This is a genomic window from Montanilutibacter psychrotolerans (assembly GCF_003719825.1).
In the GTDB taxonomy this organism is placed as follows: Bacteria; Pseudomonadota; Gammaproteobacteria; order Xanthomonadales; family Xanthomonadaceae; genus Montanilutibacter; species Montanilutibacter psychrotolerans.
This window is the reverse complement of record NZ_RIBS01000007.1, coordinates 92,613-118,463: the sequence shown is the minus strand read 5'-3', so window position 1 is coordinate 118,463 and position 25,851 is coordinate 92,613. Positions and strand designations below refer to the sequence as shown.

The following is a 25,851-nucleotide window of genomic DNA, read 5'->3' as shown; positions in this document are numbered from 1 at the left end:
CAAATGGTTCGATCTCGCGCTAAGCCAATCAACCAGATGAAGGCAATTCACCGGCCCCGAAGGCACATATTGAGCTGCGACCAATGACCGCTGAAAACAAAACATCGCGAAGCACCTATTCAACTATGCCGAAGGCTTTCAAGGAATTCATGGAAGCGTTTTCTGAGAAGATCGGCGAAGCGCAGAAGGCTGCGACTTCCTCCTTTGTTTCCAACGCAAATATACACAGGCTCCGTCATGGGGCATCTTGGAACATCGATCCTACCGGCTCTTCGGAGCGAGAATCTTTCGAAATCATCAGCGCTGAATTCGTCGTGAGGCTGTCCGATATCGCAAACAACGATATCAGCGCGCTTGCGAGAGCGATAAACGAAATCTCGGAGGCAATGCATGGCGCATTCGCAAAGCGAATGTATAGCGTGATAGGGCAAGCAGCCGAGTCGGTCGGCAACAGCGTTTCCGCCAAGGACCATGCATCACTCTCTGATGCGATGTATGCGGCGATTGAGAAGGTGCAGTTTGCATCTGACCGATTCGGTCGAGTCACGCCGCCGACAATGCATGTATCTCCAGAGACGGGTCGCCAACTAAATGAACTCGAAGCTAAATCAAGCCCTGAGACCAAAGCAAGATTTGAGGCGCTTCTAGCCGCGAAGACGCAGGCTGCCATCGACGCCGAAGTTGTAAGAAAAGGTAGATTCGTAGGGTATGGAGCAAGCGATGAGACTTCTGTTGGCGATCGGGTGTGACAAGTACGACTACACAAGCCCCCTTATTGGCGCGGAGCTAGACGCAACGCGAATATTCGAACGGCTGACTTCGCCTGCGATCGGCGCATATAACGTTGAGCATTCTCGCCTCGTTCTGTCGCCTAACTCCGACGAGATCCGGTATGCCTTGCGCGACCTTCTACTGGTTGGAGAGCCGATTGAAGAGTTAACAATTTACTTCGCCGGGCATGGCTGTATTGGGCCAGCGAGCTTCTACATGGCTTCTCGAGACACCCGACTTGACGCCCTTTCAATGACGGCATTCTCGCTAAGCGATGCCCTTAGGGCGGTTGTTGAATCTCGGGCCATCCATACGAACATCATTATCGATGCTTGTGAGAGCGGCGGACTCATCGAAGACCTAAACGTGATCCTCAAGGGGTCGTTGATCGGCGAAGCGGGGTCCCCGGGAATAACCCTATTTGCCGCCTCCGCAAGCAACGAGGACGCCGCGGAGAGCCCAGCCGGCGGTCTTGCTACCAGCACGTTGATTGACTGTATCGATGGAAAGATTGCCGTCAGGGATGACATTCCAACGCTGGAGCTTGTGGAAATTGGAAGAATCGTTGGAAACATTCTTGCCGGGGCTCAACAAACGCCGATCGTCTGGGGGCTGAATCTGCATGGCGCATCCCGATTCTGCGCAAACCCGCTCTACTCTCAGCACGACACTGATCTTCGACTAGCCCTTACTACAAGCACCACGAGTTCCCTTTCCATTAGCGGGGAGGCCGCTACGTCCTTGTGGCGGCTCTACTATTCGAACCCGGAAGAATGGCGCAGCGCCGACTACATCGGCACGCTAAGAGCGGCGCTTTGCAGCATCGAGGCAGACCAAGAAAGAGTTGGCGATCTCGCGTATCGCTTCTGCATGTCGACCCTGGCGCGTTTCGCGTCATCTGACGATGCGTTGCTTCCTATAAGGATTTACGCAGGCACACTTTGCGCCCTCCTTAAGTGGATGAGCCAGCAAAGCGTCGAGGCCGTCTCGTCACGCCTTGCCGGGCTCTTGATCGAGTCATGCCGTAGCATCTGCTCCCAGCTTCTAGTTGACCTAGAATCTGACGAATATGCGCTTCTCCACGGCAGCGGCGGCCTTCCTGACCTCTTCTATTTGCCGATTAGGACTCTGGAAACACTCGGTTGGCTATCGCTTTCGCTCTACGAGAGCGAGTCGCAGGAGCTTGCAGATTCTGCATCATCAAGTCAGTACATCTCAATCTGTCGCCGGCTCTTAGACACATACCCCGGTGGCTTCAGTGCCGTGAGCGAAGCACAAGCGCCATCACTTGCCGCCATAGTGCTGGCCACGGAGGCGGTTGGCGCCCGCGACATCAGTGAAGAGATCCTCGGCTACCTTATGCGGTCATCAATAGATTGCCGCGCGATGTTTGCCGACACAGCCATCGACGGCAAGGGCGCGTTTAGGTACATCTATGCTCGCGCAAGCGATCAACTGGATGAGTCTCTTGAGCTTTCCTCGAATCCGACGGAGCTATTGACCGTAATTCTCCGGCTGGGCCAGATCCTAGAAATTGACCATATATTTGATCAAGAGCTGTGGAGCTTTGACGACAGATCATGTCTAGCATTCGTGGCGGATTCGCTGTACGAATTTGGCGACAGGACGATACCTTCTGGAAACAATAAGATCTGGAAAATTGGCGAAAATCTCTTTCGCCTATCGGATCTTGGCGGCACTTGGACTCACCGTAGCCAGCGACTCAAGAGCAGTCTGGAACGCATTGGCATTCTCTGCTCCTGCCTGGCGCTTCAAGACAGGGTTCCTTGGCAACTCATTGACGATCTTTGGCCATCAATCGAGACATAATCATATTTTCGCGTATACGAGGGTGGGGAGTTCGATCCACCTGCGCTGCAACCAGAAATTTGAAGGGCTCCTAAAGGAGCCCTTCTTGTTTCAAGGTCGCTTACCCCGCTAGCAGCCCAGCGCCGGCATCAGTACACCTTTACACACATCATCGTCTGCGTGCGCCAGTCGAAGCGCTTGGTCTGGGCCTTGTCCGCAGTAGTGCTGCTCGCGGATGGCTTCTTGCTCGCGGAGGAAGCGGGCGGAGTATTCCTTGATCCTGGCGATCTCGGCGGCGGTCCGCTGATCGACCGATTGGCGCTGCAGTCGATCGTCCATCGACAGGGTGTCGGCCGGGCAAGGCGCAGTGGCCGCAGGCCAAAGCAGACATAGACTCAGTACAGCTGCTTCCTCAATGGGCGAATTGATCAGCGCATCTCGCGAAAGCGTTCGACGAGGAATTCCACGGTGGCGCGCACGCTCGGCAGTTGGCCGCGTCGATGCGGCATGACCAGGGTCGTGGTGACGCTGCCGGCGTTCCACTCCGGCAGTACGTGTTCAAGCTTTCCCGATTCGATCAGTTCACGGCACATGCGTTCGGGTAGGCATGTCATGCCGAGGCCGGCAGCTGCAGCGCCCAGCAGCACCGTGGATTCATTGGCGATCATTGCCACACGAGGCGACACCTGCGCCTGTCCCCCTGAGACGTCGAACAGCGTCCAGGTTGGCGTGGTGGCATTGGTCAGCAGGCCCTCGTGATGTTGCAGGTCGGCGGGAGACTGCGGCGTCTTGCGCTGCTCGAGGTAGGCGGGCGACGCCACCAGAATGATCGGCTCGACCATCAGTTGACGCTGCACCAGGCCCGAATCGGGCAACGGTGCGAAATGGCTGCGCACGGCGATATCGATGCCTTCCTGGTGCACGTCGACGAAGCGATCTGCCACGTCCAGGTGCAGTTGGAGCTTGGGATGAAGGCGCGCCAGTTGTGGAAGGAGTTCCGCCAGGTAGAGCTGCGCGACGGGAATCGAGGCCGTCATGCGCACCGTGCCGCTCGGCTCGGACTGTCGACGACGCACGATGGCTTCGGCGGCCTCGGCCTCGATCAACGCGGCGTGCGCATGTTCAAAGAAGTCGCGCCCCAGTTCGGTCAGGACGAAGCTGCGAGACGTGCGATGGATCAATCTCGCGGCCAACTCGTCTTCCAGCATGGCCACGCGCTTGCTGATGGTGGATTTGGGAATGCCCAGGCGCCGCGACGCGGCGGCAAAGCCGTTCTGCTCCACGGCCGCGACGAAGTACACCAGGTCGTTGAGGTTGAGCATGGCGGGCAAAGTCTGCGCATGTGGACGATAAGTCTCATTCTTTCCGTCTACACGGCCAATGTCCACGAATCTACCTTGTCCCCACGGCGAGCAACCGCTGCGCCGAACCCCAATCAAGGAGATTCATCATGACGACCCCGATCCTTTTCTATGGCGTGCCGTCGGGCTGCTCTTTCGGTTCCATCGTGGCGCTGGAATGGTTGGGACAGCCCTACCAGCTCAGCCGCATTGAGATGCCCGAGCTCGTCACCAGCGACGAGTACCGACGCATCAACAACGTGGGTGAGACACCGACCCTGCGGACCGAAAGCGGCGAGTTCCTCAGCGAAAGCATGTCCATCCTCAACCACATCGCGGCACGCGGCATCGACCGCAAGCTGGGTTTCGCGCAAGGGACACCCGAGTTCGACCGGTTGAACCAAATGCTGGCCTTCCTCAACACCGCGTTCTTCAATTCCTACGTTCCGCTATGGCATGCGCTCGAGCACGGAAGCGACGGCGTGGAGAAACAGGTGCTGACCGATTTCGCCCGCGCCAAGGTGGAAAAGGTTCACGCAGACCTGTCCGCCATGCTCGGCGACAAGCCTTGGCTCCTTGGTGCGCACCGTACGTTGGCCGACGCCTACTTCATTGGCATCGCACGATGGAACGAGTACCACCAGGTGGTGGACCGCCGCGACTACCCGAACTTGCAGCGCCTCTATGACAAGCTCGAAGCCGATCCGGCGGTGATCTTCGCCCATGCCATCGAGTACCAGCGGGTCGCCGTGAGTGCAGGCGGTTTCGCGGGTGAAGTGGCGTTCGACAAGGTGTTGGTGGAGCTGGTGGTCTGACGTTCGGCTCGCTACTCCATGAACTTGAAGTGCTCCGAAAGGAGCCCTTCTTGTTTCAAGGTCGCTACACCGCCAGCAGCCCAGCGCCGTGATCAATACACCTTCACACACGTCATCGTCTGCGTGCGCCAGTCGAAGCGCTTGGTTTCGCCTTGTCCGCAGTAGTGCTGCTCGCGGATGGCTTCTTGCTCGCGCAGGAAGCGGGCGGAGTATTCCTTGATCCTGGCGATCTCGACGGCGGTTCGCTGATCGACGGATTGCCGCTGCAGGCGGTCGTCCATCGACAGGGTGTCGGCCAGGCAGTTGCAGTCCGCGGGCACGGCCGTGGGGTGCGGGGCTTCGGGGGCCGGGAGGGCGCTGGGGTACTGGCTGATCGGTCGGGCGCTGGTTCGCGGCAGGCCCAGCGCGTCGGAGAGGCCATCGAGGTAGCGCTGCCGCTCGCCCTGGACCTTCGCCGGGTCACGTTGCACCACGGGGCCGTACGTCGATCGGCTGGCAGCGGCGCTGGTGGTCGCCGGCGGGCCGGCAAGGGCGAGCGCGGGGAAGATGGCCGCGACGGCAAGTGTCGCAACGACGAACCGGATCGGACGCATACCTGCTACATCGAAGCGTGGTTTGGGCGCGCGATTATCCATGGCGGCTGGCAACCGCGACAACCGTCACAAGTCCGCGCCGGGTGAGGCCGTCCAACGGCCGCTGCGTCGTCGCCGCATCGTGCGCGTGCGCGACAGGCACGTCGCCGTTCGCCGCCATCGACCGCAGGCGGTCGCCCTCGCCATTTTGCCGGTGCTGCAACATCACCTTGTCCTCGTCCGCACCGGGGACGCGCCGGTGATTCGCGGTCGCGATGGCTCCATCCCGACGGCGATCAGTGTCCGGGCGCGGCAACGCCGGGGAAATCGTGAGAGCGTCAAGCCGGGCCCGACGGCGGTTGACGGCCCGTCAAGTACGGGCGAGTCGCGACGTCGGCGTGCATGTCCGGCCTGGGCGTGCACGCCGACCGACCTCAGTTTGCCCGCGTGGTCGCCAGGCCCTGGCCGGCGGCCCACTGGTTGATGTCGTCGCGGCGGATCGCCGCGGCCATCAGGCCCGGGAACGCATCGGGCGTGCAGGCAAACGACGGCACGCCAAGCGCTGCGAGCTTGGCCGCGAGGTCCTTGTCGTAGGCCGGCCGGCCTTCGTCGCTGAGCGCGAGCAGGGTGATGAACTGCACGCCGGCGGCCACCAACTCCTGCGCCCTGGCCAGCAGTTTGGTCTCGACGCCGCCCTCGTACAGGTCGGAGATCAGCACCAGGATCGCGTTGCGCGGTTCGCGGATCAGCTGCTGGCTGTAGCTGACGGCGCGGTGGATGTCGGTGCCGCCACCCAATTGCACGCCAAACAGCAATTCGACCGGGTCGTCGAGCTTGTCGCTCATGTCGACCACCGCCGTGTCGAACACCACCAGTTTGGTGGCTACCGCGGGCAACGACGCCAGCACCGCGCCGAAGATGCTCGAGTACACCACCGAGGCGGCCATCGACCCGCTCTGGTCGATGCACAGCACCACCTCGCGCTGCGGTTGACGCGACTTGCGGCCGAACCCGATCAGCTGCTGCGGGATGATCGTGCGATGGCTTTCCTGCCAGTGCCGCAGGTTGGCGCGGATGGTGCGGTTCCAGTCGATCTCGGCGTGGCGCGGACGGCGTGTACGACGCGAGCGGTCCAGCGCTCCGCTGACTGCCGATCGCATCGGTTCTTCGAGCTTGGCCATCAGCTCGTCGACCACCTTGCGCACCACCAGCCGCGCGGTCTCGCGGGTTCCGGCGGGAATCACGCTCGACAAGGCGATCAGGTTGGCGACCATGTGCACGTCGGGCTGGATGCCCTCCAGCATTTCCTTCTCGAGCAGCATCTGGCGCATGTCCAGGCGTTCGAGCGCATCGCGCTGCATGACCTGCACCACCGACTGGGGGAAGTACTTGCGGATGTCGCCCAGCCAGCGCGCCACGTTGGGCGCCGAACCGCCGCGACCACCACGGCGCTTGAGGCCGTGGCTGCCCTCGGGTTCGTACAGCGCGGACAGCGCCGCGTCCATGCCCATCAGGTCGCCTTCGAGTGCGCCGCAGCCGCTGTCGGCGTCACTGCCCAGCACCATGCGCCAGCGCTGCTCGCGGCTGGTCGGCGTGGCGTCGTCGAGGCTTGCGTCGAGGCCCGCGTCGCGGTCTGCGTCCTGGGCGATCGCGCCGTCGATGTCGTCGTCGGGAAGCGTGGGGTCGGTGTTCATGGCGGTGCGTCGGTGGTGGCGATGCCGAACAGCTCGCGCAGGGTCGGCAAGGCGCGCATCGCGCGCGCTGCATCCCATTGCAATGCCGGTGCAGCGCGGTGTGGGGCGGTGACGCCTTGCTTGACGCGCTCGCCCAGGTCACGGCGGTCGCTGGATTCGAAGCCGGCGAAGGTGCGGCGCACCAGCGGTGCCACGCGAAGGAAATGGCCGTGGCCCAGACCCGACAGCCAGGCGTCGATCAGCGGCCAGACGTCATCGCCGTGCAGCAGCACGGTGGCATTGCGGTTGAGGAAGCCGTCCAGCCATTGCGCCGCCGGCAGCGGGTCGCTGCCCTGCGACAGGTTGAGGCCGAGCTGCTGGTGGACGTCCTCGGCCGACAGCTGCCGGGCGTCGAGCAGCAGGCGCGCGCAGGCGCCGCGCAGCAGCGGCGCCGAGCTTTCCGACAACGCGATGATGCGCAGCGCGCGCTGCCAGGTCGCGGTCTGGTCCTCGCCCTGGCGAAGGTCGATGGCGCGGTCGGCGGCCAGCAGCACGCCGCGTGCGGCTTCCGCTGCGTCGTCGTCCAGGCCGGACATCGCCAGTGGCAGGCCGAGGCTCGCGCGCAGCAGGATGCCGTCGAACAACCGCTCGACCTGGGCGACATCGGTGTTGCGCACGTTGCCGTATCGGTGGACGTTGGCCAGCGCCGGCAGCGCGCCGAGCAAGGCCAGCGGATCGGCGTCGGTGGCCGCGCGTGCCTGCAGTTCGGCGGCCACCGCATCCACTGCGCCGGGCAGGTTGGCCAGCAGCACGCGATCGATCAGTGCGGCCAGTTCCGGCAGATGGGCGGCCGCGCGTGCCTGTTCGATCGCGCGCGTGGTGGCCGCCAGCGCGACGGTGTGGCCGTGGCGGCTGGCGATGATCAGTTCGACCTGGAAGCGTGGATCCCAGGCCAGTTCCCAACTCTCGTGGAAGGTGCCGCGGCCCGAGCGGCCGACACGGGCGATATCGCCCCAGCGGATATCCAGCAGCCACAGCCGGTGCAGCAACTGGCTGCGTTGCAGGTCGGTGTCGTTGCGCAGATCGAGGTCGACGGTTCGCGACAAGGCCTCCGGGCGCAGCCGCAGGCGCTTCTGCTGCGCTTCCAGGTCGCGCTGCAGCGGCACGGTGGGCACGTCCGTCGGCACGCTGCCGATGGCATCGCCGATCATCAGCCGTTGCGCGATCAGCCGCATCGGCGTGTCGTCGCCGTTGCAGATGACGCTGCGGGTGGCCTCGTTGAGTTCGTCCAGGCCCGGCATCGGACGGTCGCGCAAAGCCGCCAGCGTGTCCGACAGGCGCGAGGCCTCGATCAGATGGGCCGAGGAGCAGTCCAGCTCGTGCTCGCGCAGCAGGCGCGCGACGCGGGCGAACCATCCGATGGCGCGCGACGGCCGGACGCCGGCAGGACCGAGGTTGTCGTCCTCGCCGTGCTTCCACAGATGCTCGTACCAGCCCGGCGAATCGATGCCGGCGCCGTAGCCCGATGCGCTGCTGAGGTGATGGTAGGTCCACGGCACCCAGGTGGTCTGGGTCTTGAGTTTGGGGAGGTCGCGCAGCGTCGCCTTGTCGGCCGCGGCACTCACCTTGGCCGCCAGCGCCGGCACATGCCAGGCGCCGCAGACCACGGCGATGCGCTGATAGCCCTGCTTGCGGGCCTCGCGCAGCGTGCTGCGCATGTGCGCTTCGCGCATCGCTTCGTGCGTCGCGTCGAGGCCCGATTGCAGGCCGGCGTTCTCGCGCAGTTCGGTCATGGCCTGTGCGATCGCTTCGAACAGGCCTTCGCCGTCGCCGCGTTCCTCGACCATGTGGTTCCACCAGCTTTCGCCGTCGCCATACCCGGCGGCGCGTGCAAGCCAGTCGAGCGGATCGCGCAGGACGTGCTGGGCGGTGTCGGGCGAGCGCTCATCGCCCGCCGCGGCGGGATCGGGGGCGATGGCGTCGTCGCCATCGGCGTGTCGCGGCGCAGTGGCCGGGTCCTGTGTGGGCGCATCGGCCGGCAGGCGAGCGCCGTCGCCGGAATCGTCGATGCGGGCCGCGGCGCCCGGAGCGGTTTCCTGCTCGCCAGTGCCATCGTCATCGGGAGGTGCGTCGAGTGCGTCGGCCGCTTCGCCCGGCTGCTGCGCGCGCCGCTGGGACTGCTCGCGTTGCCAGGCCAGGCTGGCCGAGGCGGGCACGTCCATGAAGCGCACCGGCACGCCGGCCTGCGCGGCCCACAGCATCGCCTGCCATTCCGGCGAGAACTCGGCGTAGGGGTGGAACACCGCCAGTTGCGGGTCGTCGACGCAATGCGACAGCAGCGCAACCGGTGGCTGCAGCGCAACGTCGATGGCAGTGGACATCGCACCCCGTTCGGCCGGCGCAACCGACTCCTGCGATGCAGGCTGGGCCGCGGTTGCGGCAGCACTTGCCGCGGCACCGACCAGGTGCACCAGCAACGGCTCGCAGCCGGCCGGGCCCTCGATCAGCACGCAATCCGGCTGCAGCGCGACCAGCGCCCGGCGCAGGCTGCGCGCGCAGCCCGGCCCGTGGTGGCGGATGCCGAAGATCGAAACGGCGTCGTCTGACATCGTGGCTTACAGCTGTTCGCGGAACGCGCGGTACAGGTCCTTCCAGTCGCTGCGTTCCTTGACCACCGTTTCCAGGTACTCGTTCCACACCACCTGGTCCTGCACGGGGTCCTTGATCACCGCGCCGATCATGCCCGCGGCCACGTCGGCCGGACGCAGCACGCCGTCGCCGAAATGACCGGCCAGCGCCATGCCGTTGTTGATCACCGAGATCGCTTCGGCGGTGGACAGGGTGGACGTGGGCGACTTGAGCTTGGACTTGCCGTCCTCGGTCTGGCCGTTACGCAGCTCGCGGAAGATCTGCACGATGCGCTTGACCTCCTTGAGAGCCGGCGGCTCGGTCGGCAGCTGAAGGGCGACGCCGAGTTCGGCCACGCGCTTGACCACGATCGAGATCTCCTCGGCCTCGCTGGACGGCACCGGCAGGATCACCGTGTTGAAGCGGCGCTTGAGCGCGCTGGAGAGTTCGTTGACGCCCTTGTCGCGGTTGTTGGCCGTGGCGATCACGCTGAAGCCGCGCGTGGCCTGCACTTCGGCCGACAGCTCCGGAATCGGCAGGGTCTTCTCCGACAGCACGGTGATCAGCGAGTCCTGCACGTCGGCGGGGATGCGGGTGAGTTCTTCGATGCGGGCGATCTTGCCCAGCTTCATCGCCTGCATCAGCGGGCTGGGCACCAGCGCCTTTTCGCTGGGGCCGTTGGCGAGCAGCTGCGCGTAGTTCCAGCCGTAGCGGATCTGCTCTTCGCTGGTGCCGGCCGTGCCCTGTACCAGCATCGTCGAGTCGCCGCTGATCGCCGCCGACAGGTGCTCGGACACCCACGACTTGGCCGTTCCCGGCACACCGAACAGCAGCAGCGCACGGTCGGTGGCGACCGTGGCGACGGCGATCTCCATCAGCCGCTGGTTGCCGATGTATTTCGGGCTGACCACGAAGCCGTTGTCGAGCTTGCCACCCATCAGGTAGGTGACCACTGCCCACGGCGACAGCTGCCAGTTCTGCGGACGCTGGCGGGTGTCGACCTTGCGCAACGCCTCGAGTTCTTCGGCGAATTGGTGTTCGGCGTGCTGGCGCAGGACGGCAGTGCTCATCGGGACTCCGGGGACAAGGGCAGGGAATGGCGGTGGGGCGGGGAAGGTCGGTCGAACCGGCAGAAAAGTCGTCGTGCGCTCAACACATCAGCGCGCACCGGATCGAGAGAACGCGCTCGATGTCGTGCAGGCTTTCGGCCATCGCCGTGGTTTCGTCGCCACGGCGCGGTGTGGGTTTCCAGGCGGACAGGCTGTCGGGGTGCAGCACCGTGGCCAGCTCCAGCAACTGCGAGCGCAGGTAGTAGTCGTGGCGAAGGCGGTCGTTGCCCATCGCCATGCGCAAGCCGAGGATCAGCACCCGAGAGTAGGTTGGCGACAAGGTTTCGCCGAGTGCGCAGGAGCCCACCACGTCGGCCACGAGGCCCTGCCTGCACAGCTCGTCCAGCGTCTTCGGCCAATGGCGTTCGCGCAGCGGCGTCGGCAGCAGCGCGAGCAGTCCGGCGCGGTCGCCACCAAACGCCTTGGCGCCGGCGTCGAGCATCGCTTCGATCCAGTCGCGGTCGTCGGCGCCGACGCGTTCGCGCCAGCCGCGATGCAGCGCGTCCTTCCAGTCGGTCTTGCCTGACCAGGCGATCAGTTCCGCCGCGCTCATGCTGGTGTGTGTCGACCACCACGACAACGGCACCTGGCGAACCAGCTGGTACAACCACCAACCGCGCTCGCCCAGCGATTCGTACTGCGGCCGCTTGCCGTCGATCGCGGCCGTGGCCCACGCGTTGTCCAGTGCCTGCGGCGCTTCGCACTGCCAACTGGTGCGGCCGAGCAGGTTGCGCTTGCTGGTGACCAAAGGCGCCATCCAGCCGATCAGGCGCTGGGCGTGCGACGAGGCAGGAAGCCGTGCGAGCAGCATGGCTGCCGCCAGTTTGACGTCGCGGCTGCGGTCCTTCAGCAACGGCTGCAGCAGCGCTTCATCGTCATCGTGCAGGCCATCGGCAAGCGCCTCGACGAAGCCCAGCCGCTCCTTCGCGGCGAACTCGCCGAGTTGGGATTGCAGCAGCGCGCGGGCCGCGACCGGGTCGCGCGCGCGCAACTCGCGCAGATGCAGCAGGCGCTCGTCGAAGCTGCCTTCCTCCCAGCGTTTGCCGCTGTCGTCCTCGGCGGGGGCCGCCGTCGCATTGGGCGCGGCGAACTTCCACTCGGGGTTGAACTGCGCCAGCCACCTTCCGCGCGAACCGAGCACCGGCAGCAGCACGGCGCGCAACGGCACGCTGCGGCGTCCGGCGTCGAGTGCGCGCGGCACCACCGTGGTGGGCAGATGCGCGGCGTGCTCGGCCAGTCGCTGGCAGGCCTGGAACTGCAGGCGCAGTGGGGCATCGGCGAAGACGTCGGCGAGGGCCGCCGACCACGGGTGCGCGATGTCCAGCGCACGCGGATCGTCGCTGGCGGGTGCCGGCACCGCTTCGGACGAATGCGTCAGCGTGACCGCCGCGAGCCGGCAGGCGCCCAGGGCACCGGCGGCACGGCTGAAATGCAGTGCGGGGTCGTCGCCTTGCCTGCCGATCGCGGCCAGCAGGGCATCGACCTCGCCATTGCCGTCCAGCGCCGGGGTCGCCGGCAGCGGCCCGTTCACGCCGACCAGGGCGTGCTTGATCCACAGCGGGTTCATGCCGCGCTCCCGATGCCGTCAGCCGTCCAGCGACGAGCCGCATCGCCCGGCAGCGTTGCCGACAGCGGTCGCAGCGCGCGACCGTCCCACTCGCCCATCACGCGAAGCGGATGGCCGCCGCTGAAGGCCAGCAACGACCACGACGAGGCGGTGTCCAGCCGCAGTGGCAAGCTGCCGGCGACCGTGCGCAGCCATCGCGCATCGCCGTCGAGGGTGGGAATGCCGGCATCGATCAGCATCGGTACCTGCTGCAACCAGGGGTTGGTGGCGAACCACGTGGAGGCCTGGTCGATGGCGGCGTCGAGCGCGATTTCCGGCCAATCGTGCGAGGCGGCATCGGTCTGGGTGCCGGCCACGGCGCGCAACGGCACCGAACCGGGATGGAAGGCGAGGGTGGCCGTGCAGCTGGCGCCATCGCGCCACAGCCCTTCCCAGCCACGACCGTTGTAGGCGTAGTCCTGCACGAGCGCGTAGCGGCCGCTGTGGCGACCGCGAAGCCACACGCGTCGCTCGCTGAGCTTGGCGTCGCGATCGTCGATGCATTGCCCGAGCACCTGCCAGCAGTCATCGACGTGGTCGGCATGGGCCGTCAGCTCGTCCTTGTCGTGGCCCCAGCCGAGCGCGATGCGCAGGTCGGCTTCGCGCGCCGGGTTGAGCTGCGTGCGGCGCGACACGGCCGCGTTGATCAGCTGCAGCAGGCCGAGGCGCTCGATGCGTTGCGCGTGGCGCTGTGCCGGGGTGGTGTCGAGCGCGTCGTGCTCGGCGGCGGCCTCGACACGCCGGGCCAGGCCGGGTGCCTGGGCATCGACCATGCGCGCGGCCATCGCGCGCCATTCGTGCTGCTGCTCCGGGCCGGCTTGCGCGAGGCCGCGGCGGAACTGATCGGCAATCCAGCGCTGCAGTTCGGCGCTGCCGGAGTCGATGCGCTTCCATCGCGTGGTCTCACGGCGCGCGCTGGCCGCTGCGGCGGCGGCCGGATCGGTCTCGGGCTTTTCGGCGGCGGCCTGCTCTTTCTTTGCGGCCTTGTCGCGGCGCGAATCCATCCACTGGCTGACCCACGCAGGGCGTTCGCCCGGCAACAGGCGCGCGTGCTTCTGTGCGGACAGCAACAACAGCGCCAGGCCGTGCTTGCACGGGAATTTGCGACTCGGGCACGAGCAGCGCGACACCATCGCGGTGAGATCCACCTGGGTCTGGTAGGGCTTGGCGCCGCTGCCCTTGCACTCTCCCCACAGCGCCTCGTCGTCGACGCCGAGCGTCTCCCACTTGCTGTCCGACAGTAATCCGGTGGCGGCTTTTGCCGATGCGGCATCCGGTGCCAGTGCCAGCACCTGCTCGCGCGTCAATGCGATTCCCATGCGATGCCGGTCCCCGTCCGGCGCTCTTCCCAAGCGCACTCAGACTAACGCAGGCGATGGTGTGGCCGCCATCGCGGCGCGGTGCCTGTGCGCGTTGCCGAGTCGATGTTGTCTGCGTCGGTTCTGCCGACGCAATGGCGTGGCGCGGGTCAGGCCGTCAGGGACTCGCGCGCGGCGAACAGCGCGGCGCGTTCGTCGTTGCTGAGATCCAGCCGCGTCAGGCCTTCGTCGAGCAGGATCGGCAGGTCTTCGGCGCCCTGGGCGTACACCGCCAGCGCGCGGTCGTCGTTGGACGGATGCCCGAGAAAAAACGCGTGGCCTTCTTCGTTGCCCAGCACCAGCCATCGGCGGCGCGCCTTGCCGCGATGGTGCACCGCATAGTCGTAGCGATGCCCCTTGCGCTTGATCACCTGCACGCGGGTGATGCGCACGATCACCGGGGTGAGCCGACGCCGGTCGCGCCCGCGATACCGGCTGCGTGCCTTCGCGCCGCGACGCCAGTCCAGCAGCGTGCCGACACCGAGCAAGGCGCAGAAGGCGAGGAAGAACAGGGCCAGTCCCACCCGGTTCCACAGCTTGTCGAGCGCGAGGTCCAGCGTGGCCTGCGACGGGTCCTTGCCCGACCGGACCACCGACGCCTCGTAGTTGCCGCCGGTGCCGATGAAGAAGAACGAGCGCTCCACCGAATATGCGACGCCGTCCACCTCGTAGTCCATGGTCACGTCGCAGTCGGTGAAGATCAGCTTGCGCGTGGAGCACGAACCGTCGATCCGCGCATCGACCGGCACCGCGTTCGCGCGGATCACGAAGTCCGGCGCGAGGCTGGAGATGCCGGCCCAGGCCACGGCAATGGTGGCCGCGGTAAACACCAGCGACAGCAGCAGTCCGCCGATGCCGCCGGCACCGGTGTTGCGCAGGCTCAGCGTCCGGGTGGGAAAGGCGGCGGCAAGCGCGGTGGGAACGGCGTGGGGTGCGGAGGTCATGACGTCCTTGTGCGGGGGCGAAACGGCGATCCGGGTCGCCGGGGCGGCATAGCGTAGCCGGCGCGATGCGCCGCGGGGAGGTGTGACAGACGTACGTGGGCATCGCCGCGTCAGACCGCATCGGCCCGCGCGTGCCGCAAAGCGCAGCGGCGCGCCCCGTGTGGGACGCGCCGCCGGTTGTCGATTGCGATCCGGGCCGTCGCGAGGATCAGCCCAGACGCGGGCCGCGGGCCTCAGCGATCGGGTTCACCCAGCCACCGATAGATCACGCCACCCAACGCACCGCCCACCAGCGGCGCCAGCCAGAACAGCCACAGCTGGCCGATCGCGCCACTGCCCGCGAACAGCGCGACGCCGGTCGAGCGTGCCGGGTTCACCGAGGTGTTGGTGACCGGGATGCTGATCAGGTGGATCAGGGTCAGCGCCAGCCCGATTGCGATCGGCGCGAAGCCGGCCGGCGCGCGAGCGTGCGTGGCGCCGAGGATCACGACCAGGAACATCGCCGTCAGCACCACCTCGCACAGGAACGCCGCGGCCACCGTGTAGCCGCCCGGCGACAACGCATCGAATCCGTTGCTGGCGAACGCGCCGGCGGCGGCGGGGTCGGGCGCGACGAAGTCCGGGCTGCCACTGGCCACCTGCCACAGCACCCAGCCGGCGAAGATCGCGCCGACCACCTGCGCCACCACGTACGGCACCAGGTCCTTGAGCGGAAAGCGACCGCCTGCCCACAGGCCCAGGCTCACCGCCGGATTGAAATGCGCGCCGGAGATGTGGCCGAGCGCGTACGCGCCGGTGAGCACGGTCAGGCCGAACGCCAGCGAGACGCCGAGCAGGCCGATGCCCAACGGGTTGCCTTCACCACCGAAGTTCGCCGCAAGCACCGCGCTGCCGCAACCGCCCAGTACCAGCCAGAACGTGCCGAGGAACTCGGCGATCAATCGCTTGCCCATCACTGCATTCTCCCTTGCGGATTGTGGATCGAAGGATTGCCCGATGACGCCGTTGCGTCTTGACCGCTGGCGTGAGGACGTCGCGCCGCGAGGCGCTTGGCGCGGCGTTACAGCGACTCGCGGTAGGCCCACTCCATGAAGGTCAGGGACATGATCACGCGGCCTTCCGGCGCGCGATCGGTGGCATTGGGGCGACAGGGCTTGTCGTGGACGCCGACGCGTCGCTTGCAGTTGCCCTCGGCGGAGTTGAACCAGGGTTCGCCGCTGGCACGTCGAACAAGCACGCTGCTGCCGGCCTTTGCTGGGACTGCGATGGGCTGTTCTTCGCCGGGACGCGCCATGCGCTCGACGGGAACCGCCTCGGTGGGTGGCGTGCTGTAGACGCCCAGGAACTTGTAGGCACCGAAGGTCGTTGCAAGCACGACGATCAATAGCAGGGTGCTGGGCTTATTTCGCTTGCTTTCCAAGAAGGGATTCATGCGGCTCCTCCTAAGCTGGATGAAACATGCGTTGGTGATCGGCGGCGGCCGGTCGCGTCAATCCCACCAGAAGTACCAGACAGATCCATCCAGCAGTAATACGGTCAATGCCCCCTATGGCCGGCGTGCTCGGCTGGACGATGTCCCGACAATAGACGAATTGTTCCCGCGCCAGCGCGAGCGCGCCGCTGGACGGCGCGATCGGGCCCGTGCGCGGTACGGATCACTTCCCAGGCGTGCGGCGCGACGGCAGCGGAACGTTGCACAGGTCGATGTGCCCGGCCGGGCGCTTGTAGAAATCATCGCGACGATTGCGGCGCGCCTCGACCAGTTCGTCGAACAGCGGCGTGTCGCTGCGCAGTACCTCGATCGGGCTGCGCTCGGCTGCCGGCACGTCGCTGGCGAGGCGGATCGCGCGGATCGGCGTGCGCTGCGAAGGCTGCTCGTAGAAGCCCAGCGGCCCGGTGCCGCGTGCCAGTACCGACAGCCGCTCGATGCCCTCCACCACGCGTCCGACCGTGGTGATGTTGCGGTCGAGCTGGCGCGGCGACTGGCCGATGACAACGTACAGCTCGGCGCCGGTGCTCGAATCGGCGGCCAGGTCGCGGCCCGCGCCAACCATGCCGTAGCAATGCGCCAGCCAGGCCTGGCCTTGTTCGGGATCGCGCGCGGCCGGGAAGCCGTCGACGAAGCCGACCTGCGGTGCCCAGCCGTCGCGGTCGGGCAGGGCATGGAACGCGAGGCCTTCGCTGGCACGACTGAATTCGGCGGGGAGCTTGCCCTTCGCACTGCCCAACGGCTTGCGGTTCGCTTCGTTCTCGCCTTCCGGATCGCCCCACTGCACGACGAAGTTGTCCTGCGAACGGTTGATGCTCATGCCGTTCCAGAAGCCCTCGTGGGCAAGTGCGGTGATGTTGGCGACGTGCTCGGGAGCGAACTGCGGCGCGAGCTCGACCACCACCCGGCCGCTGTCGAGTTCCATGTAGAGCGTGCGGGCCGGATCCAGCGCGCGCCAGTCGGAGGGCTTTGCTGCGTCGATGATCTCCTGCATGGAGCGGGCCTTCGCAGGTGGCGCGGGTTCGGTGGCGGCCGCGGGCATGGCCAGCAGGGCACCGGCAAGCGCGGCAACGAACAACGTCGGAAGCAAAGCGGAGCTGGGCGTGTCGCGGCGCATCGTCAATCCTCAGGTGTGGTCGTGGCGAGTGTAGTCGCCACGCATGAACTCGCTGAAGGCCGCGTCGCCGGCGAAGCGGTTCTCGATCACGAATCGGTATCCGTCATCGTTGAATGTGTAGCGGTAGCGCACATCGCCCTTGGTGCTGGACTTCTCGAACAGCAGCTCGTCGCCATCCCAGTGGCCACGCGCGCGCTCGGGCGGCAACCCCATGCTGTCGAACCACCACCACAGGACGTCGTCGCTGCCGGGCTCGATGGTGAAAACCCCATGGCCGCGGAACGCCACCCTGCCGTCCTTCTCTTCCTCGTAGTCCTGCACCAGCGCCATGCCGTCGAGCGCGCTGCGGCACGTGCTGCGTCCGAACGCGACACCGCCGGGGCCGAACGGCGAGGGCGATAGTTGCTCGAAGCCGGACCAACGTCCTTCCAGACGCATGAGGCGTTTGTGCGCGGGGCCGGGGCGGGGCAAGTCCATGGCAGCTCTCCGTGAGGGCGCGGCGCGGCCGTTGCCGCGACCGCCACAGCAAATCCCTCCTGGCCGGGGTTTGTCAAAGCCGGGCGAGCGGTCCTTGTGGCGTCGCCGTGGCCCACGGCGCTACGCGGCAACCCATGACCAACGGCCTCCCCTTACTACTGGCAGGGGAGCTATAGCGAACTAAGTACTAGTATCAACTCCACGCAAGCCACCCCGGCATGCGGCACACGAGAGAGCAGGCGATGAGCGCGCTCGAACCCCATCTCAGGAAATTCCAGAAAGAGCTCAGCGCAGGCACCGTGTCGCTGGCGTTGCTCGCGGTGCTGGGCGCGGCAGAGGAGCCGATGTACGGCTACCAGATCGCCAAGCGTCTGGAGCGCGAAGGAGAAGGCGTGCTGAGCGGCAAGCAGAGCGCGCTGTACCCGGTGCTGCGCAATCTCGGCTCGGCCGGCCTGCTCGACAGCCACGTCGAACCGTCCGTGTCCGGTCCACCGCGCCGCTACTACCGCATCACCGCCACCGGCCGCGAAGTGCTGACGTCCTGGACCCAGGCCTGGCACGCCACCCGCGATTCCGTCGATTCCGTCCTTGAAGGGCACACCCCATGAACGCCGCCAGCCACCTCCCGAGCACACCGACCACGATCGCCGAGTACCTCCATCGCCTGCGCAACGCACTGGCCGGTGCCGATCCGGCGCTGGTGCAGGACGCCCTGTACGACGCAGAGGAATACTTGCGCTCGGAAATGGCCGAGAACCCCGGCAAATCCGAGGCCGAGGTGATCTCCGCGGTCGCCGGCAGCTACGGCGCGCCCGACGAGGTCGCCGACATCTACCGCGATACCGAAGTCACCGTACAGGCGGCGCTGCGTGCGCCGCCGCCCAAGCCGAGGCGTTCGCCGATCGGCCAGTTCTTTGGTGTGGCCGCCGATCCGCGCACCTACGCCTCGCTGTTCTACATGCTGCTGTCGATGGCCACCGGCATCTTCTACTTCACCTGGGTGGTCACCGGGCTGAGCCTGTCGGCCGGGCTGCTGGTGCTCATCATCGGTATTCCGGTGCTGATCCTGTACTTCGGCTCGGTGCGCCTGCTGTCGCTGGTCGAGGGTCGCCTGGTCGAGGCCATGCTGGGTGAGCGCATGCCGCGGCGACCGCAATACAGCGAACGCGACCTGCCGTGGATCGAGCGGATCAAGGGGCTGTTCACCGATCCGCGCACCTGGAGCACGCAGCTGTACTTCCTGCTGATGCTGCCGCTGGGCATCGTGTACTTCACGTTCGTGGTGACCGCGTTGGGCGTGTCGTTGTCGTTGATTGCCGCACCGGTGCTGCTGGTGCTGGGCGCGGGCGGCGTGATCCAGTTCGGCGACGTGGCGATGAACGCGCAATCGCCGTGGATGTGGCCGCTGTCGCTGGCCGCCGGCACGCTGATGCTGTTTGCCAGCCTGCACGTGGCCCGCTGGGTCGGCAAGCTGCACGGCCAGTTCGCCAAGCACCTGCTGGTGAAGTCGGCGCAGCCGCGTTGACGGACCGCACCTGGCCGGTGCAATCCGGCCAGGTGCCACGAGAAATGACAAGGCCCGGCGAAGCGATTCGCCGGGCCTTGTCGTGTTGCGGTGTCAGAAGTCGAACAGCTCGCCGAGCAGGCTCTTCTTTTTCTTGTGCTTGTAGTAGTCCTGGCCACGGGTGTCGTAACGGCTGTCGTAACGGCCGTCATGGCGCGGCGGCTCGTGGCGGTGCTTGTCGTGGTGGTGCGCCTCGTAGCGCGGCGGTTCGGGCCGCGGGGCGTCGTAACGCGGCGGCTGCGCGGCCGGCGGCGGTGGCGGTGGCGGTTGGTGCTGCGGCTGCTCGGAAGCCGAACGTTCGATCAGCTTGTCCAGCTCACCGCGATCCAGCCACACGCCGCGGCATTGCGGGCAGTAGTCGATCTCGATGCCCTGACGGTCTGACATCAGAAGTTTCACGCCGCTGCAGACGGGACAGTCCACATTGCCTCCTCGGTTTGTTGGTTGGCCCATCGCCGGATTCCGGTCGTTGGACACCCGTCATCGACGTGGGTTCCCGGCGTGATTGCCGGATGCCGATGACGGGACATCGACACCCGATATTCGGGCGTCGATAAGCCGAATCAAGGCCGCGCCGGACTCAGGCCGGTTCTTCCGTCCGCGGGGCCGCGTGGCGCGCGATGAAGTCGCGCACCTGCGGGTAGACCTGGGTGCGCCAGCGGCGACCGCTGAAGATGCCGTAGTGGCCGGCCCCCTCGACGGTGAGATGTTCGCGCTGCGCCTGGGCAACCCCGGAGCACAACTTGTGCGCGGCGCGCGTCTGGCCCTGGCCGGAGATGTCGTCGAGTTCGCCCTCCACCGTCAGCAGCGCCGTGCCGGTGATCGCAGCCGGATCGACGCGCTCGCCGGCGACTTCCCACAGGCCGCGCGGCAGCAGTTGCTGCTGGAACACCACGCGGATCGTGTCGAGGTAGTACTCCGCCGGCATGTCGAGCACCGCGTTGTACTCGTCGTAGAAGCGTCGGTGCGAGTCGGCGTCCTCGAGGTCGCCCTTGACCAGGTCCTGATAGAAGTCCCAGTGCGATTGCATGTGGCGTTCGGGGTTCATGGCCACGAAGCCGCCGTGCTGCAGGAAGCCTGGATAGACGCGGCGGCCGCGCCCCGGGTAGTTCACCGGCACGAGGTGGATGAGGTTCTGCTCGAACCATTCGAACGGCTTCTGCGTGGCCAGATCGTTGACGCCGGTGGGATTCTCGCGGGTGTCGATCGGCCCGCCCATCATCACCATCGAGCGCGGCGTCGCCTCGCCACGCGACGCCATCAGCGAGATCGCCGCCAGCACCGGAACGGTCGGCTGGCAGACGCTGATCACGTGCAGGGTATCGGCGCCAATCAGGCGGATGAACTCCTGGACGTAGGCGACGTAGTCGTCGAGGGTGAACGCGCCCTGCTCGGCCGGCACCATGCGCGCGTCGACCCAGTCGGTGATGTAGACCTTGTGGTCGCGCAGCAGCGTCTTGACCGTGTCGCGCAGCAGCGTGGCGTGATGGCCCGACAGCGGCGCCACCACCAGCACGGGCGGATCGTCCTTGAGGTCGACGATGTTGTCGGCGTCGTCGGCGTACCGCTTGAAACGCAACAACCTGCAGAACGGCTTGCGCAGCATCTCGCGCTCGATCACCGGGTACGTGTCGCCGCCGATCTCCAGCGAATGGATGCCGAACTCGGGCTTCTCGTAATCCTTGCCGATCCGGTACAGCAGCTCGTAACCGGCCGCCATGCGGGTGGCGCCGGGCGTGGTGGACAACCAGCTGCCGGGTGCGCTGAACATCTTGGCGCCGGCATCGGCCCAGTAGGTCATCGGGGCCATCCATGCGCGCCCGAGTTCGTGCAGTTGATAGAGCAACATCGGTCCGTCCCCTGTAAACGGCAGCCGTGGAACACCTTCGTGGAACATGCTGCGTTGCAGCGTAAACGATCAACAAGGCGGAAACGTGAATTCGCGTCACGCCGGGCGAACCGCCTGTCGGAGCCGTTCGCAGCGACGGGGCGCGGACGGCGGGCTACTGCCTGTGGGCGCTGCGAGGCCGGTCCGGCCGGCGGGTCAGCCCAGTTCGAGTGCGGCCACGCCGTCGCGCAGCTGCGGTGCCAGCCACAGCTGCGAGCCCAGGGCGGCGAATCCCTGCGCCTGGAAGCGCTGACGATAGAAGCTCGCCGGCCGGCGTTTGAATCCCTCGGTGTCGCCGTCGATGCCGTCTTCGCGCGCGAAGGTCTCCAGGAAGGCAACGCCGCCGCACAGCTCGGCCAGCGCCGGCAGGCCGCGGTCGAGTTCGCGCGTGTCGAGGTAGTGCAGCACGTCGCTGCACACCAGCAGATCGACCGGCGCGCAGGGGCGCAGGTGCTCGAAATCGCCGAAGCGTGCGAAATGCAGGTTGCGGCGCACCCCGAAGCGCGCGATCGCGTACTGACTGCTGTCGAAGCCGAGGTACTGGAGCTTCGGGCGCAGCTTCAGCAGCGGCGCGCGCCATGCGCCTTCGCCGCAGCCGATATCGAGCACGCTGCGGATGGGGCGCTCGAGGTGGTACTCGGCGGTGGCCACGGCCAGCTCGACCTTGCGCGCGAGACGCGCGGCGCCGCCGATCGCGGCGTCCTTGCGCGGTGCGTCGCGGTACCAGCGCTGGAAGTAGTCGTGATCGTACTGCTTGCTCATTGGTGGGTCCGCAGGGTCGGGTGGCGGCGTGCCGGGGAAGCGGCGCGCGGGTCGCGGGCGTGGCGGCTGCCGCCGGCCCGCTGGGGGCGTGGCATCCTATCGCGCCCTGCCAGCCCGGAGCCCGCCGCGTGAATGCCTATTTGTTGACCAAGACCGCGCACGTGGTGTTCGTGATCGCGTGGATGGCGACCGTGTTCTACCTGCCGCGGCTGCTGGTCAACCTGGTCGAGGCCGGCGAGGAGCCGGCGGTACGCGCGCGCCTGATGCTGATGGGGCGCCGGCTGTACCGCTTCGGCCACATCATGTTCGGGTTCGCCGCGCTGTTCGGCGCCGTGCTGTGGCTGCACTTCGGCATGGCCGGCGGCTGGCTGCACGCCAAGCTCACGCTGGTCGCGGTGCTGCTGGCGTACTTCATCGTCGCCGGGCGCTGGCTCAAGGGCGTCGACCGCGGCCGCGCGCTGCCGTCGGCGAAGGCGCTGCGCTGGTTCAACGAACTGCCGGTACTGGTGTTGTTCGCGATTGTCTACCTGGTGCTGGCCAAGCCGTTCTGATCGGCGCGGCGAGCGGACTGGGCAGCCGGTTCGCGAAGTGAGATCTGCGGTGCGGCGCATCCACGATCGATGGCCTGCCCGAGGCTGACGCGTCGGGCAGGCGGCTTCTCGTGCACGCCGTTGCCGTTGGCGGCCGGGTTCGTCCGGCACGCCCGCGGCTTGCGGCTGTTTCAGGGCGTGCGGAAGGCTTTCGGGTCCGGCAGTTCCACGGGCACGCCGTTGCGATCGCATCCGCTTTTCGCGCACAGCGCCTGGCGCAGCGTCGGCGTGGCCTGCAGCAGGAAGTGGAAGATCGTGTTCTGTTCGACGCTGCCGCGTACCGCGTCGCTGCCGGGGCCGCGCGCCCAGATGCCGACGTCATCACCGCCGTGGGTTTCGCTGCTGGTCGGAACCAGCGCTTCCTGCAGGTAGTTCGGGGCCGCGGTATCGACGTGGTTGAGGTCCGGACGGCCGTGCTCGGCCGGCTGGACGCCGCTGGCGTTGTGTTCGAACCGCTTCGGTCCCTCGGCCTGCTGCGCGCTGGCGCCGACGTACCCGGGACCGTTGCTGTAGCTGAGCGTGGTGTACGGCAGGCCGGTGGCGTCGCGCGCGTACTGGCTGGCATCACCTTCCTCGCCACTGCCGCCCTTGACCTTGCCCAGGATCGGATTGCCGCGGGTCGGATAGCCGACGAAACTCAGCGTGTGCGAGTGGTCGGCAGTGACCAGCACCAGCGTGTCGTCGGCCGAGGTGGTGTCGAGCGCGGCCTGCACCGCCTCGCTGAGCGCCACGGTGTCGGTCAGCGCGCGGTAGGCGTTGCCAAAGTGATGGGCGTGGTCGATACGACCGCCTTCGACCAGCAGCACGTAGCCGTTTCCGCCCGCCGGCAGCGATCGCAGTCGCGTGATCGCCGCGCGCGTCATCTCCGCCAGCGAGGGCTCGCCGCCACGATCGTCCTTGCGGTCGTGCTCGAACTGCATGTGGTCGGGCTCGAACAGCGCCAGCAACGGGCGGCCGGGCGCGGCGTGGGCGAACTGCTCGGCGTTCCACGCATAGCTGCCGTCGGGATGGCGCTGCTTCCACGCGGCGATGAGGTCGCGGCCGTCGAGGCGCTGGCCGACCTTGTCGTCGTACTCCGGGTCGCGCTGCTCGACCGTCATGAAGTTGTTGCGACCGCCGCCCATCAGCACGTCCGGGCCGGTGCCGTGCGGCGATTCGATGATCTGCCTGGCGATGTCGACGCAACCGGCGGCCTTCGCGCTTTCGGGCAGGTCGGCGTCGTTTTCCCAGTTGCGGTCGGCGGTGTGCGCGAAGGTCGCGCCCGGCGTGGCGTGGGTGACGCGGGTGGTGGTTACCACGCCGGTGGCCAGGCCGCTGGACGCCGCCAATTCCCACAGCGTCATCACCGGTGCGGCAAGCGCGCCGGCGCAGTCACCGCGTTCGGCCTGCTGACCGATGCCGAACACGCCCAGGCGGGTCTTCACGCCGGTCGCCATCGCCGACATCGTGCCGGCCGAATCGGGCGTCTGCGAGTCGGTGTTGTAGGTCTTGCTGAGCGCGGTGGACGGAAAGCGTTCCCAGCTCAGCCGATTCTCCTCGCCGGGCGAGCCGCGGCGTTGGCCGTCGAGGATGCGCGCGGCGGCGACCGTGGTCAGGCTCATGCCGTCACCGACGAACAGGATCACGTTCTTGGCACGGCCACCCATCGCGCCACGCTGCGCGGCCTGGGCGGCGCCGTCGCGGAACCACCAGGCCGGCGTCTCGCCATCGGGATGACGAATCTGCGGAACCTCCACCGTCACCGCCGTACCTCGGGGCGATGCGTTGGACGGCGGGGTGCTGGCGCAGGCGCCCAGCAGCAGCGTCGGCAGCAGCGCCAGCAACAGCGGACGCAGTGGGGACGTGGGATGGGGGGAGGTCGCGGTAAGGGTCATCAAAGGGTGCCGGACGGGAAACAGACGGATTATGCCGTCGCCTTGTTGCGGATTCGGGATGCCGCCGTTGCATCTGCGGACTCGCGCGGATGTGCTGGCTCGGGCTATCGTCGGGGCTCGCCTTCGTGAGTGCTTTGCCGATGAAGCTGGTTTCGGCCTGGTTGAAGATCCCGTTCTGGCAGCGCGTGCTGGCCGGCTTTGTGCTGGGCGCGTTCGCCGGCTGGCTGCTCGGACCCGCCGCGAAGACGTGGCTGGAACCGTTGGGCACGATCTACGTGACCCTGATCAAGATGATCGCGGTGCCGCTGGTGCTGTTCGCGGTGATGAACGCCGTCGCCTCGCTGCACGGCCAGAAATCGATGGCGCTGCTGGGCAGTCGCACCTTCCTGTGGTTTGCGATCACCGCGACGCTGGCCGTGCTGGTCGGACTGGGCGTCGGCTGGGCGTTGCAGCCCGGTAGGGGCCTGGCCGGACTGGCGATGGCGCCCGACTACACCGTGCGCGAACTGCCGTCGTGGGTGCAGGTGCTGCTCGACGTGGTGCCTGGCAATCCCTTCAAGGCGCTGGCCGAGGGCAAGATCCTGCAGGTGATCGTGTTCGCTGGGCTGGTCGGTTTCGCGCTGGTCAAGCTGGGCGAGAAGACTGCTGGCCTGCGCAAGCTGGTCGGCGAGGCCAGCGACACCATGGTGCAGGTCACCCGCTTCGTGCTGGAGATGACCCCGCTGGGTACCTTCGGCCTGATCGGTTCGCTGGTCGGCGCCTACGGCTTCGACAAGCTGCTCCCGCTGGGGACGTTCGTATTCGCGCTGTACCTGGCCTGCGCGCTGCACATCGTGGTGGTGTACGGCTCGCTGGTGGCAGCGCACGGGCTCAGCCCGCTGAAGTTCTTCCGCGGCGCGGCCCCGGCGATGCAGGTGGCGTTCGTGAGCTCGTCGAGTTTCGCCTCGATGCCGGCGGCAATCCGCGCGGTCACCCACAACCTGGGGGTCGACAAGGACTACGCGGCGTTTGCGGTGCCGCTGGGCGCCAGCATCAAGATGGACGGCTGTGGCGCGATCTACCCGGCGCTCACGGCGATGTTCGTCTCGCAGTATTTCGGCATCACGCTCGAGCCCAGCCAGTACTTCACGATCCTGATCGCGTCGGTGCTGGGCAGTTTCGGAACCGCCGGCGTGCCGGGCACCGCGATCGTCATGGTGACCCTGGTGCTGAGCGCGGCGGGCCTGCCGCTGGAGGGCATCGGGTACCTGGTGGCCATCGACCGCGTGCTGGACATGATGCGCACGATGACCAACGTCACCGGCCAGATGCTGGTTCCCACGTTGGTGGCACGCGAGACCGGGCTGCTCGACCAGCAGGTCTACAACGCGGCGTCGAGCAATCTGGGCATCGCCGAGGGTGAGGATCGCGGCGAGCGCGAGGCAGCATAAGTCGCACCGACGGGTAGGGATTCTGCTGACGCTTT

The 25,851-nt window shown here is 66.8% G+C and carries 25 protein-coding genes; 7 read left to right on the top strand and 18 right to left on the bottom strand.

Annotated features, from left to right (window positions below):
- Positions 1–83 precede the first annotated feature (83 nt).
- Together EER27_RS16970 and EER27_RS14065 are read left to right on the top strand one after the other, a co-directional pair.
- Positions 84–749, top strand: a complete 666-nt coding sequence (locus EER27_RS16970; protein ID WP_148041037.1) for a hypothetical protein — start codon at positions 84–86, stop codon at positions 747–749.
- Positions 721–2,601, top strand: a complete 1,881-nt coding sequence (locus EER27_RS14065) for a caspase family protein (RefSeq protein WP_148041036.1) — start codon at positions 721–723, stop codon at positions 2,599–2,601. Before EER27_RS16970 ends, EER27_RS14065 begins: the two co-directional genes overlap by 29 nt.
- A gap of 108 nt (positions 2,602–2,709) precedes the next feature.
- On the opposite strand, the gene EER27_RS14060 is transcribed toward EER27_RS14065, so the two are convergent.
- Both EER27_RS14060 and EER27_RS14055 read right to left on the bottom strand, forming a co-directional pair.
- A complete protein-coding gene (locus EER27_RS14060; RefSeq protein ID WP_123088760.1) occupies positions 2,710–2,919 on the bottom strand; it encodes a hypothetical protein in 210 nt (69 codons plus the stop codon).
- Between the two features lie 89 nt (positions 2,920–3,008).
- Positions 3,009–3,902 (bottom strand): LysR substrate-binding domain-containing protein, encoded by an 894-nt coding sequence (locus EER27_RS14055; RefSeq protein ID WP_123088759.1) that lies wholly within the window; start codon positions 3,900–3,902, stop codon positions 3,009–3,011.
- A gap of 128 nt (positions 3,903–4,030) precedes the next feature.
- Here EER27_RS14055 and EER27_RS14050 point away from each other — a divergent pair, with 128 nt between their 5' ends.
- On the top strand, positions 4,031–4,735 hold the full coding sequence (locus tag EER27_RS14050; RefSeq protein WP_123088758.1) for a glutathione S-transferase family protein: 705 nt from the start codon (positions 4,031–4,033) through the stop codon (positions 4,733–4,735).
- Positions 4,736–4,827: 92 nt separating this feature from the next.
- On the opposite strand, the gene EER27_RS14045 is transcribed toward EER27_RS14050, so the two are convergent.
- The 12 genes from EER27_RS14045 to EER27_RS13995 form a co-directional block, all read right to left on the bottom strand.
- Entirely contained in the window at positions 4,828–5,328 is a 501-nt protein-coding gene (locus tag EER27_RS14045; protein ID WP_123088757.1) for a hypothetical protein, read from the bottom strand.
- Between the two features lie 34 nt (positions 5,329–5,362).
- Positions 5,363–5,533: a hypothetical protein gene (locus tag EER27_RS17165; RefSeq protein WP_190285813.1), complete on the bottom strand. Its 171-nt coding sequence runs from the start codon at positions 5,531–5,533 to the stop codon at positions 5,363–5,365.
- Between the two features lie 208 nt (positions 5,534–5,741).
- Entirely contained in the window at positions 5,742–7,001 is a 1,260-nt protein-coding gene (locus tag EER27_RS14040) for a VWA domain-containing protein (RefSeq protein WP_123088756.1), read from the bottom strand.
- Entirely contained in the window at positions 6,998–9,589 is a 2,592-nt protein-coding gene (locus EER27_RS14035; protein WP_123088755.1) for a DUF5682 family protein, read from the bottom strand. The genes EER27_RS14040 and EER27_RS14035 overlap by 4 nt, the downstream gene beginning before the upstream one ends.
- Before the next feature lie 6 nt (positions 9,590–9,595).
- Complete coding sequence (locus EER27_RS14030) at positions 9,596–10,678, bottom strand: ATP-binding protein (protein WP_123088754.1); 1,083 nt, start codon at positions 10,676–10,678, stop codon at positions 9,596–9,598.
- Between the two features lie 79 nt (positions 10,679–10,757).
- On the bottom strand, positions 10,758–12,284 hold the full coding sequence (locus EER27_RS14025) for a DUF5691 domain-containing protein (RefSeq protein ID WP_123088753.1): 1,527 nt from the start codon (positions 12,282–12,284) through the stop codon (positions 10,758–10,760).
- The gene (locus EER27_RS14020; protein WP_123088752.1) at positions 12,281–13,642 is read right to left on the bottom strand and encodes an SWIM zinc finger family protein; all 1,362 of its coding nucleotides are present in this window, start codon (positions 13,640–13,642) and stop codon (positions 12,281–12,283) included. The genes EER27_RS14025 and EER27_RS14020 overlap by 4 nt, the downstream gene beginning before the upstream one ends.
- Positions 13,643–13,791: 149 nt before the next feature.
- Positions 13,792–14,625 carry a hypothetical protein gene (locus tag EER27_RS14015; protein ID WP_123088751.1) on the bottom strand — a complete coding sequence of 278 codons (834 nt, stop codon included), beginning with the start codon at positions 14,623–14,625 and terminating at the stop codon, positions 13,792–13,794.
- Between the two features lie 233 nt (positions 14,626–14,858).
- Positions 14,859–15,578, bottom strand: a complete 720-nt coding sequence (gene aqpZ, locus EER27_RS14010) for an aquaporin Z (protein WP_123088750.1) — start codon at positions 15,576–15,578, stop codon at positions 14,859–14,861.
- Positions 15,579–15,685: 107 nt separating this feature from the next.
- A complete protein-coding gene (locus tag EER27_RS14005; RefSeq protein ID WP_123088749.1) occupies positions 15,686–16,057 on the bottom strand; it encodes a hypothetical protein in 372 nt (123 codons plus the stop codon).
- A gap of 223 nt (positions 16,058–16,280) precedes the next feature.
- Positions 16,281–17,231 (bottom strand): peptidylprolyl isomerase, encoded by a 951-nt coding sequence (locus EER27_RS14000; protein WP_190285812.1) that lies wholly within the window; start codon positions 17,229–17,231, stop codon positions 16,281–16,283.
- A gap of 9 nt (positions 17,232–17,240) precedes the next feature.
- Entirely contained in the window at positions 17,241–17,708 is a 468-nt protein-coding gene (locus EER27_RS13995; protein WP_123088748.1) for a DUF1579 family protein, read from the bottom strand.
- A 242-nt stretch (positions 17,709–17,950) separates the two neighbouring features.
- On the opposite strand from EER27_RS13995, the gene EER27_RS13990 reads away from it, so the two are divergent.
- Positions 17,951–18,316 (top strand): PadR family transcriptional regulator, encoded by a 366-nt coding sequence (locus EER27_RS13990; RefSeq protein ID WP_123088747.1) that lies wholly within the window; start codon positions 17,951–17,953, stop codon positions 18,314–18,316.
- A complete protein-coding gene (locus tag EER27_RS13985; RefSeq protein ID WP_123088746.1) occupies positions 18,313–19,233 on the top strand; it encodes a sensor domain-containing protein in 921 nt (306 codons plus the stop codon). Before EER27_RS13990 ends, EER27_RS13985 begins: the two co-directional genes overlap by 4 nt.
- Before the next feature lie 93 nt (positions 19,234–19,326).
- Here EER27_RS13985 and EER27_RS13980 read toward each other — a convergent pair whose 3' ends face one another.
- From EER27_RS13980 to EER27_RS13970, 3 genes are all read right to left on the bottom strand, one after another.
- Positions 19,327–19,695, bottom strand: coding sequence for a TFIIB-type zinc ribbon-containing protein (locus EER27_RS13980; RefSeq protein ID WP_123088745.1), 369 nt, complete (start codon positions 19,693–19,695; stop codon positions 19,327–19,329).
- Between the two features lie 157 nt (positions 19,696–19,852).
- On the bottom strand, positions 19,853–21,118 hold the full coding sequence (locus tag EER27_RS13975; protein WP_123088816.1) for a polyhydroxyalkanoate depolymerase: 1,266 nt from the start codon (positions 21,116–21,118) through the stop codon (positions 19,853–19,855).
- Positions 21,119–21,316: 198 nt separating this feature from the next.
- Entirely contained in the window at positions 21,317–21,922 is a 606-nt protein-coding gene (locus tag EER27_RS13970; RefSeq protein ID WP_123088744.1) for a class I SAM-dependent DNA methyltransferase, read from the bottom strand.
- Positions 21,923–22,050: 128 nt separating this feature from the next.
- Between EER27_RS13970 and EER27_RS13965 the strand changes: the two genes are divergently transcribed.
- Complete coding sequence (locus EER27_RS13965) at positions 22,051–22,473, top strand: CopD family protein (protein WP_123088743.1); 423 nt, start codon at positions 22,051–22,053, stop codon at positions 22,471–22,473.
- 170 nt (positions 22,474–22,643) lie between these two features.
- Here the strand turns inward: EER27_RS13965 and EER27_RS13960 are convergent, their stop codons facing one another.
- The gene (locus tag EER27_RS13960) at positions 22,644–24,386 is read right to left on the bottom strand and encodes an alkaline phosphatase (RefSeq protein ID WP_123088742.1); all 1,743 of its coding nucleotides are present in this window, start codon (positions 24,384–24,386) and stop codon (positions 22,644–22,646) included.
- 140 nt (positions 24,387–24,526) lie between these two features.
- Between EER27_RS13960 and EER27_RS13955 the strand changes: the two genes are divergently transcribed.
- Positions 24,527–25,816, top strand: a complete 1,290-nt coding sequence (locus tag EER27_RS13955) for a dicarboxylate/amino acid:cation symporter (RefSeq protein ID WP_123088741.1) — start codon at positions 24,527–24,529, stop codon at positions 25,814–25,816.
- The last annotated feature ends 35 nt before the right edge of the window (positions 25,817–25,851 follow it).

Coding starts and splice junctions, on each gene's coding strand:
- EER27_RS16970 (WP_148041037.1), top strand. CDS start 84: ATGACCGCTGAAAACAAAACATCGCGAAGCACCTATTCAACTATGCCG.
- EER27_RS14065 (WP_148041036.1), top strand. CDS start 721: ATGAGACTTCTGTTGGCGATCGGGTGTGACAAGTACGACTACACAAGC.
- EER27_RS14060 (WP_123088760.1), bottom strand. CDS start 2,919: ATGGACGATCGACTGCAGCGCCAATCGGTCGATCAGCGGACCGCCGCC.
- EER27_RS14055 (WP_123088759.1), bottom strand. CDS start 3,902: ATGCTCAACCTCAACGACCTGGTGTACTTCGTCGCGGCCGTGGAGCAG.
- EER27_RS14050 (WP_123088758.1), top strand. CDS start 4,031: ATGACGACCCCGATCCTTTTCTATGGCGTGCCGTCGGGCTGCTCTTTC.
- EER27_RS14045 (WP_123088757.1), bottom strand. CDS start 5,328: ATGCGTCCGATCCGGTTCGTCGTTGCGACACTTGCCGTCGCGGCCATC.
- EER27_RS17165 (WP_190285813.1), bottom strand. CDS start 5,533: ATGTTGCAGCACCGGCAAAATGGCGAGGGCGACCGCCTGCGGTCGATG.
- EER27_RS14040 (WP_123088756.1), bottom strand. CDS start 7,001: ATGAACACCGACCCCACGCTTCCCGACGACGACATCGACGGCGCGATC.
- EER27_RS14035 (WP_123088755.1), bottom strand. CDS start 9,589: ATGTCAGACGACGCCGTTTCGATCTTCGGCATCCGCCACCACGGGCCG.
- EER27_RS14030 (WP_123088754.1), bottom strand. CDS start 10,678: ATGAGCACTGCCGTCCTGCGCCAGCACGCCGAACACCAATTCGCCGAA.
- EER27_RS14025 (WP_123088753.1), bottom strand. CDS start 12,284: ATGAACCCGCTGTGGATCAAGCACGCCCTGGTCGGCGTGAACGGGCCG.
- EER27_RS14020 (WP_123088752.1), bottom strand. CDS start 13,642: ATGGGAATCGCATTGACGCGCGAGCAGGTGCTGGCACTGGCACCGGAT.
- EER27_RS14015 (WP_123088751.1), bottom strand. CDS start 14,625: ATGACCTCCGCACCCCACGCCGTTCCCACCGCGCTTGCCGCCGCCTTT.
- aqpZ (WP_123088750.1), bottom strand. CDS start 15,578: ATGGGCAAGCGATTGATCGCCGAGTTCCTCGGCACGTTCTGGCTGGTA.
- EER27_RS14005 (WP_123088749.1), bottom strand. CDS start 16,057: ATGAATCCCTTCTTGGAAAGCAAGCGAAATAAGCCCAGCACCCTGCTA.
- EER27_RS14000 (WP_190285812.1), bottom strand. CDS start 17,231: ATGCGCCGCGACACGCCCAGCTCCGCTTTGCTTCCGACGTTGTTCGTT.
- EER27_RS13995 (WP_123088748.1), bottom strand. CDS start 17,708: ATGGACTTGCCCCGCCCCGGCCCCGCGCACAAACGCCTCATGCGTCTG.
- EER27_RS13990 (WP_123088747.1), top strand. CDS start 17,951: ATGAGCGCGCTCGAACCCCATCTCAGGAAATTCCAGAAAGAGCTCAGC.
- EER27_RS13985 (WP_123088746.1), top strand. CDS start 18,313: ATGAACGCCGCCAGCCACCTCCCGAGCACACCGACCACGATCGCCGAG.
- EER27_RS13970 (WP_123088744.1), bottom strand. CDS start 21,922: ATGAGCAAGCAGTACGATCACGACTACTTCCAGCGCTGGTACCGCGAC.
- EER27_RS13960 (WP_123088742.1), bottom strand. CDS start 24,386: ATGACCCTTACCGCGACCTCCCCCCATCCCACGTCCCCACTGCGTCCG.
- EER27_RS13955 (WP_123088741.1), top strand. CDS start 24,527: ATGAAGCTGGTTTCGGCCTGGTTGAAGATCCCGTTCTGGCAGCGCGTG.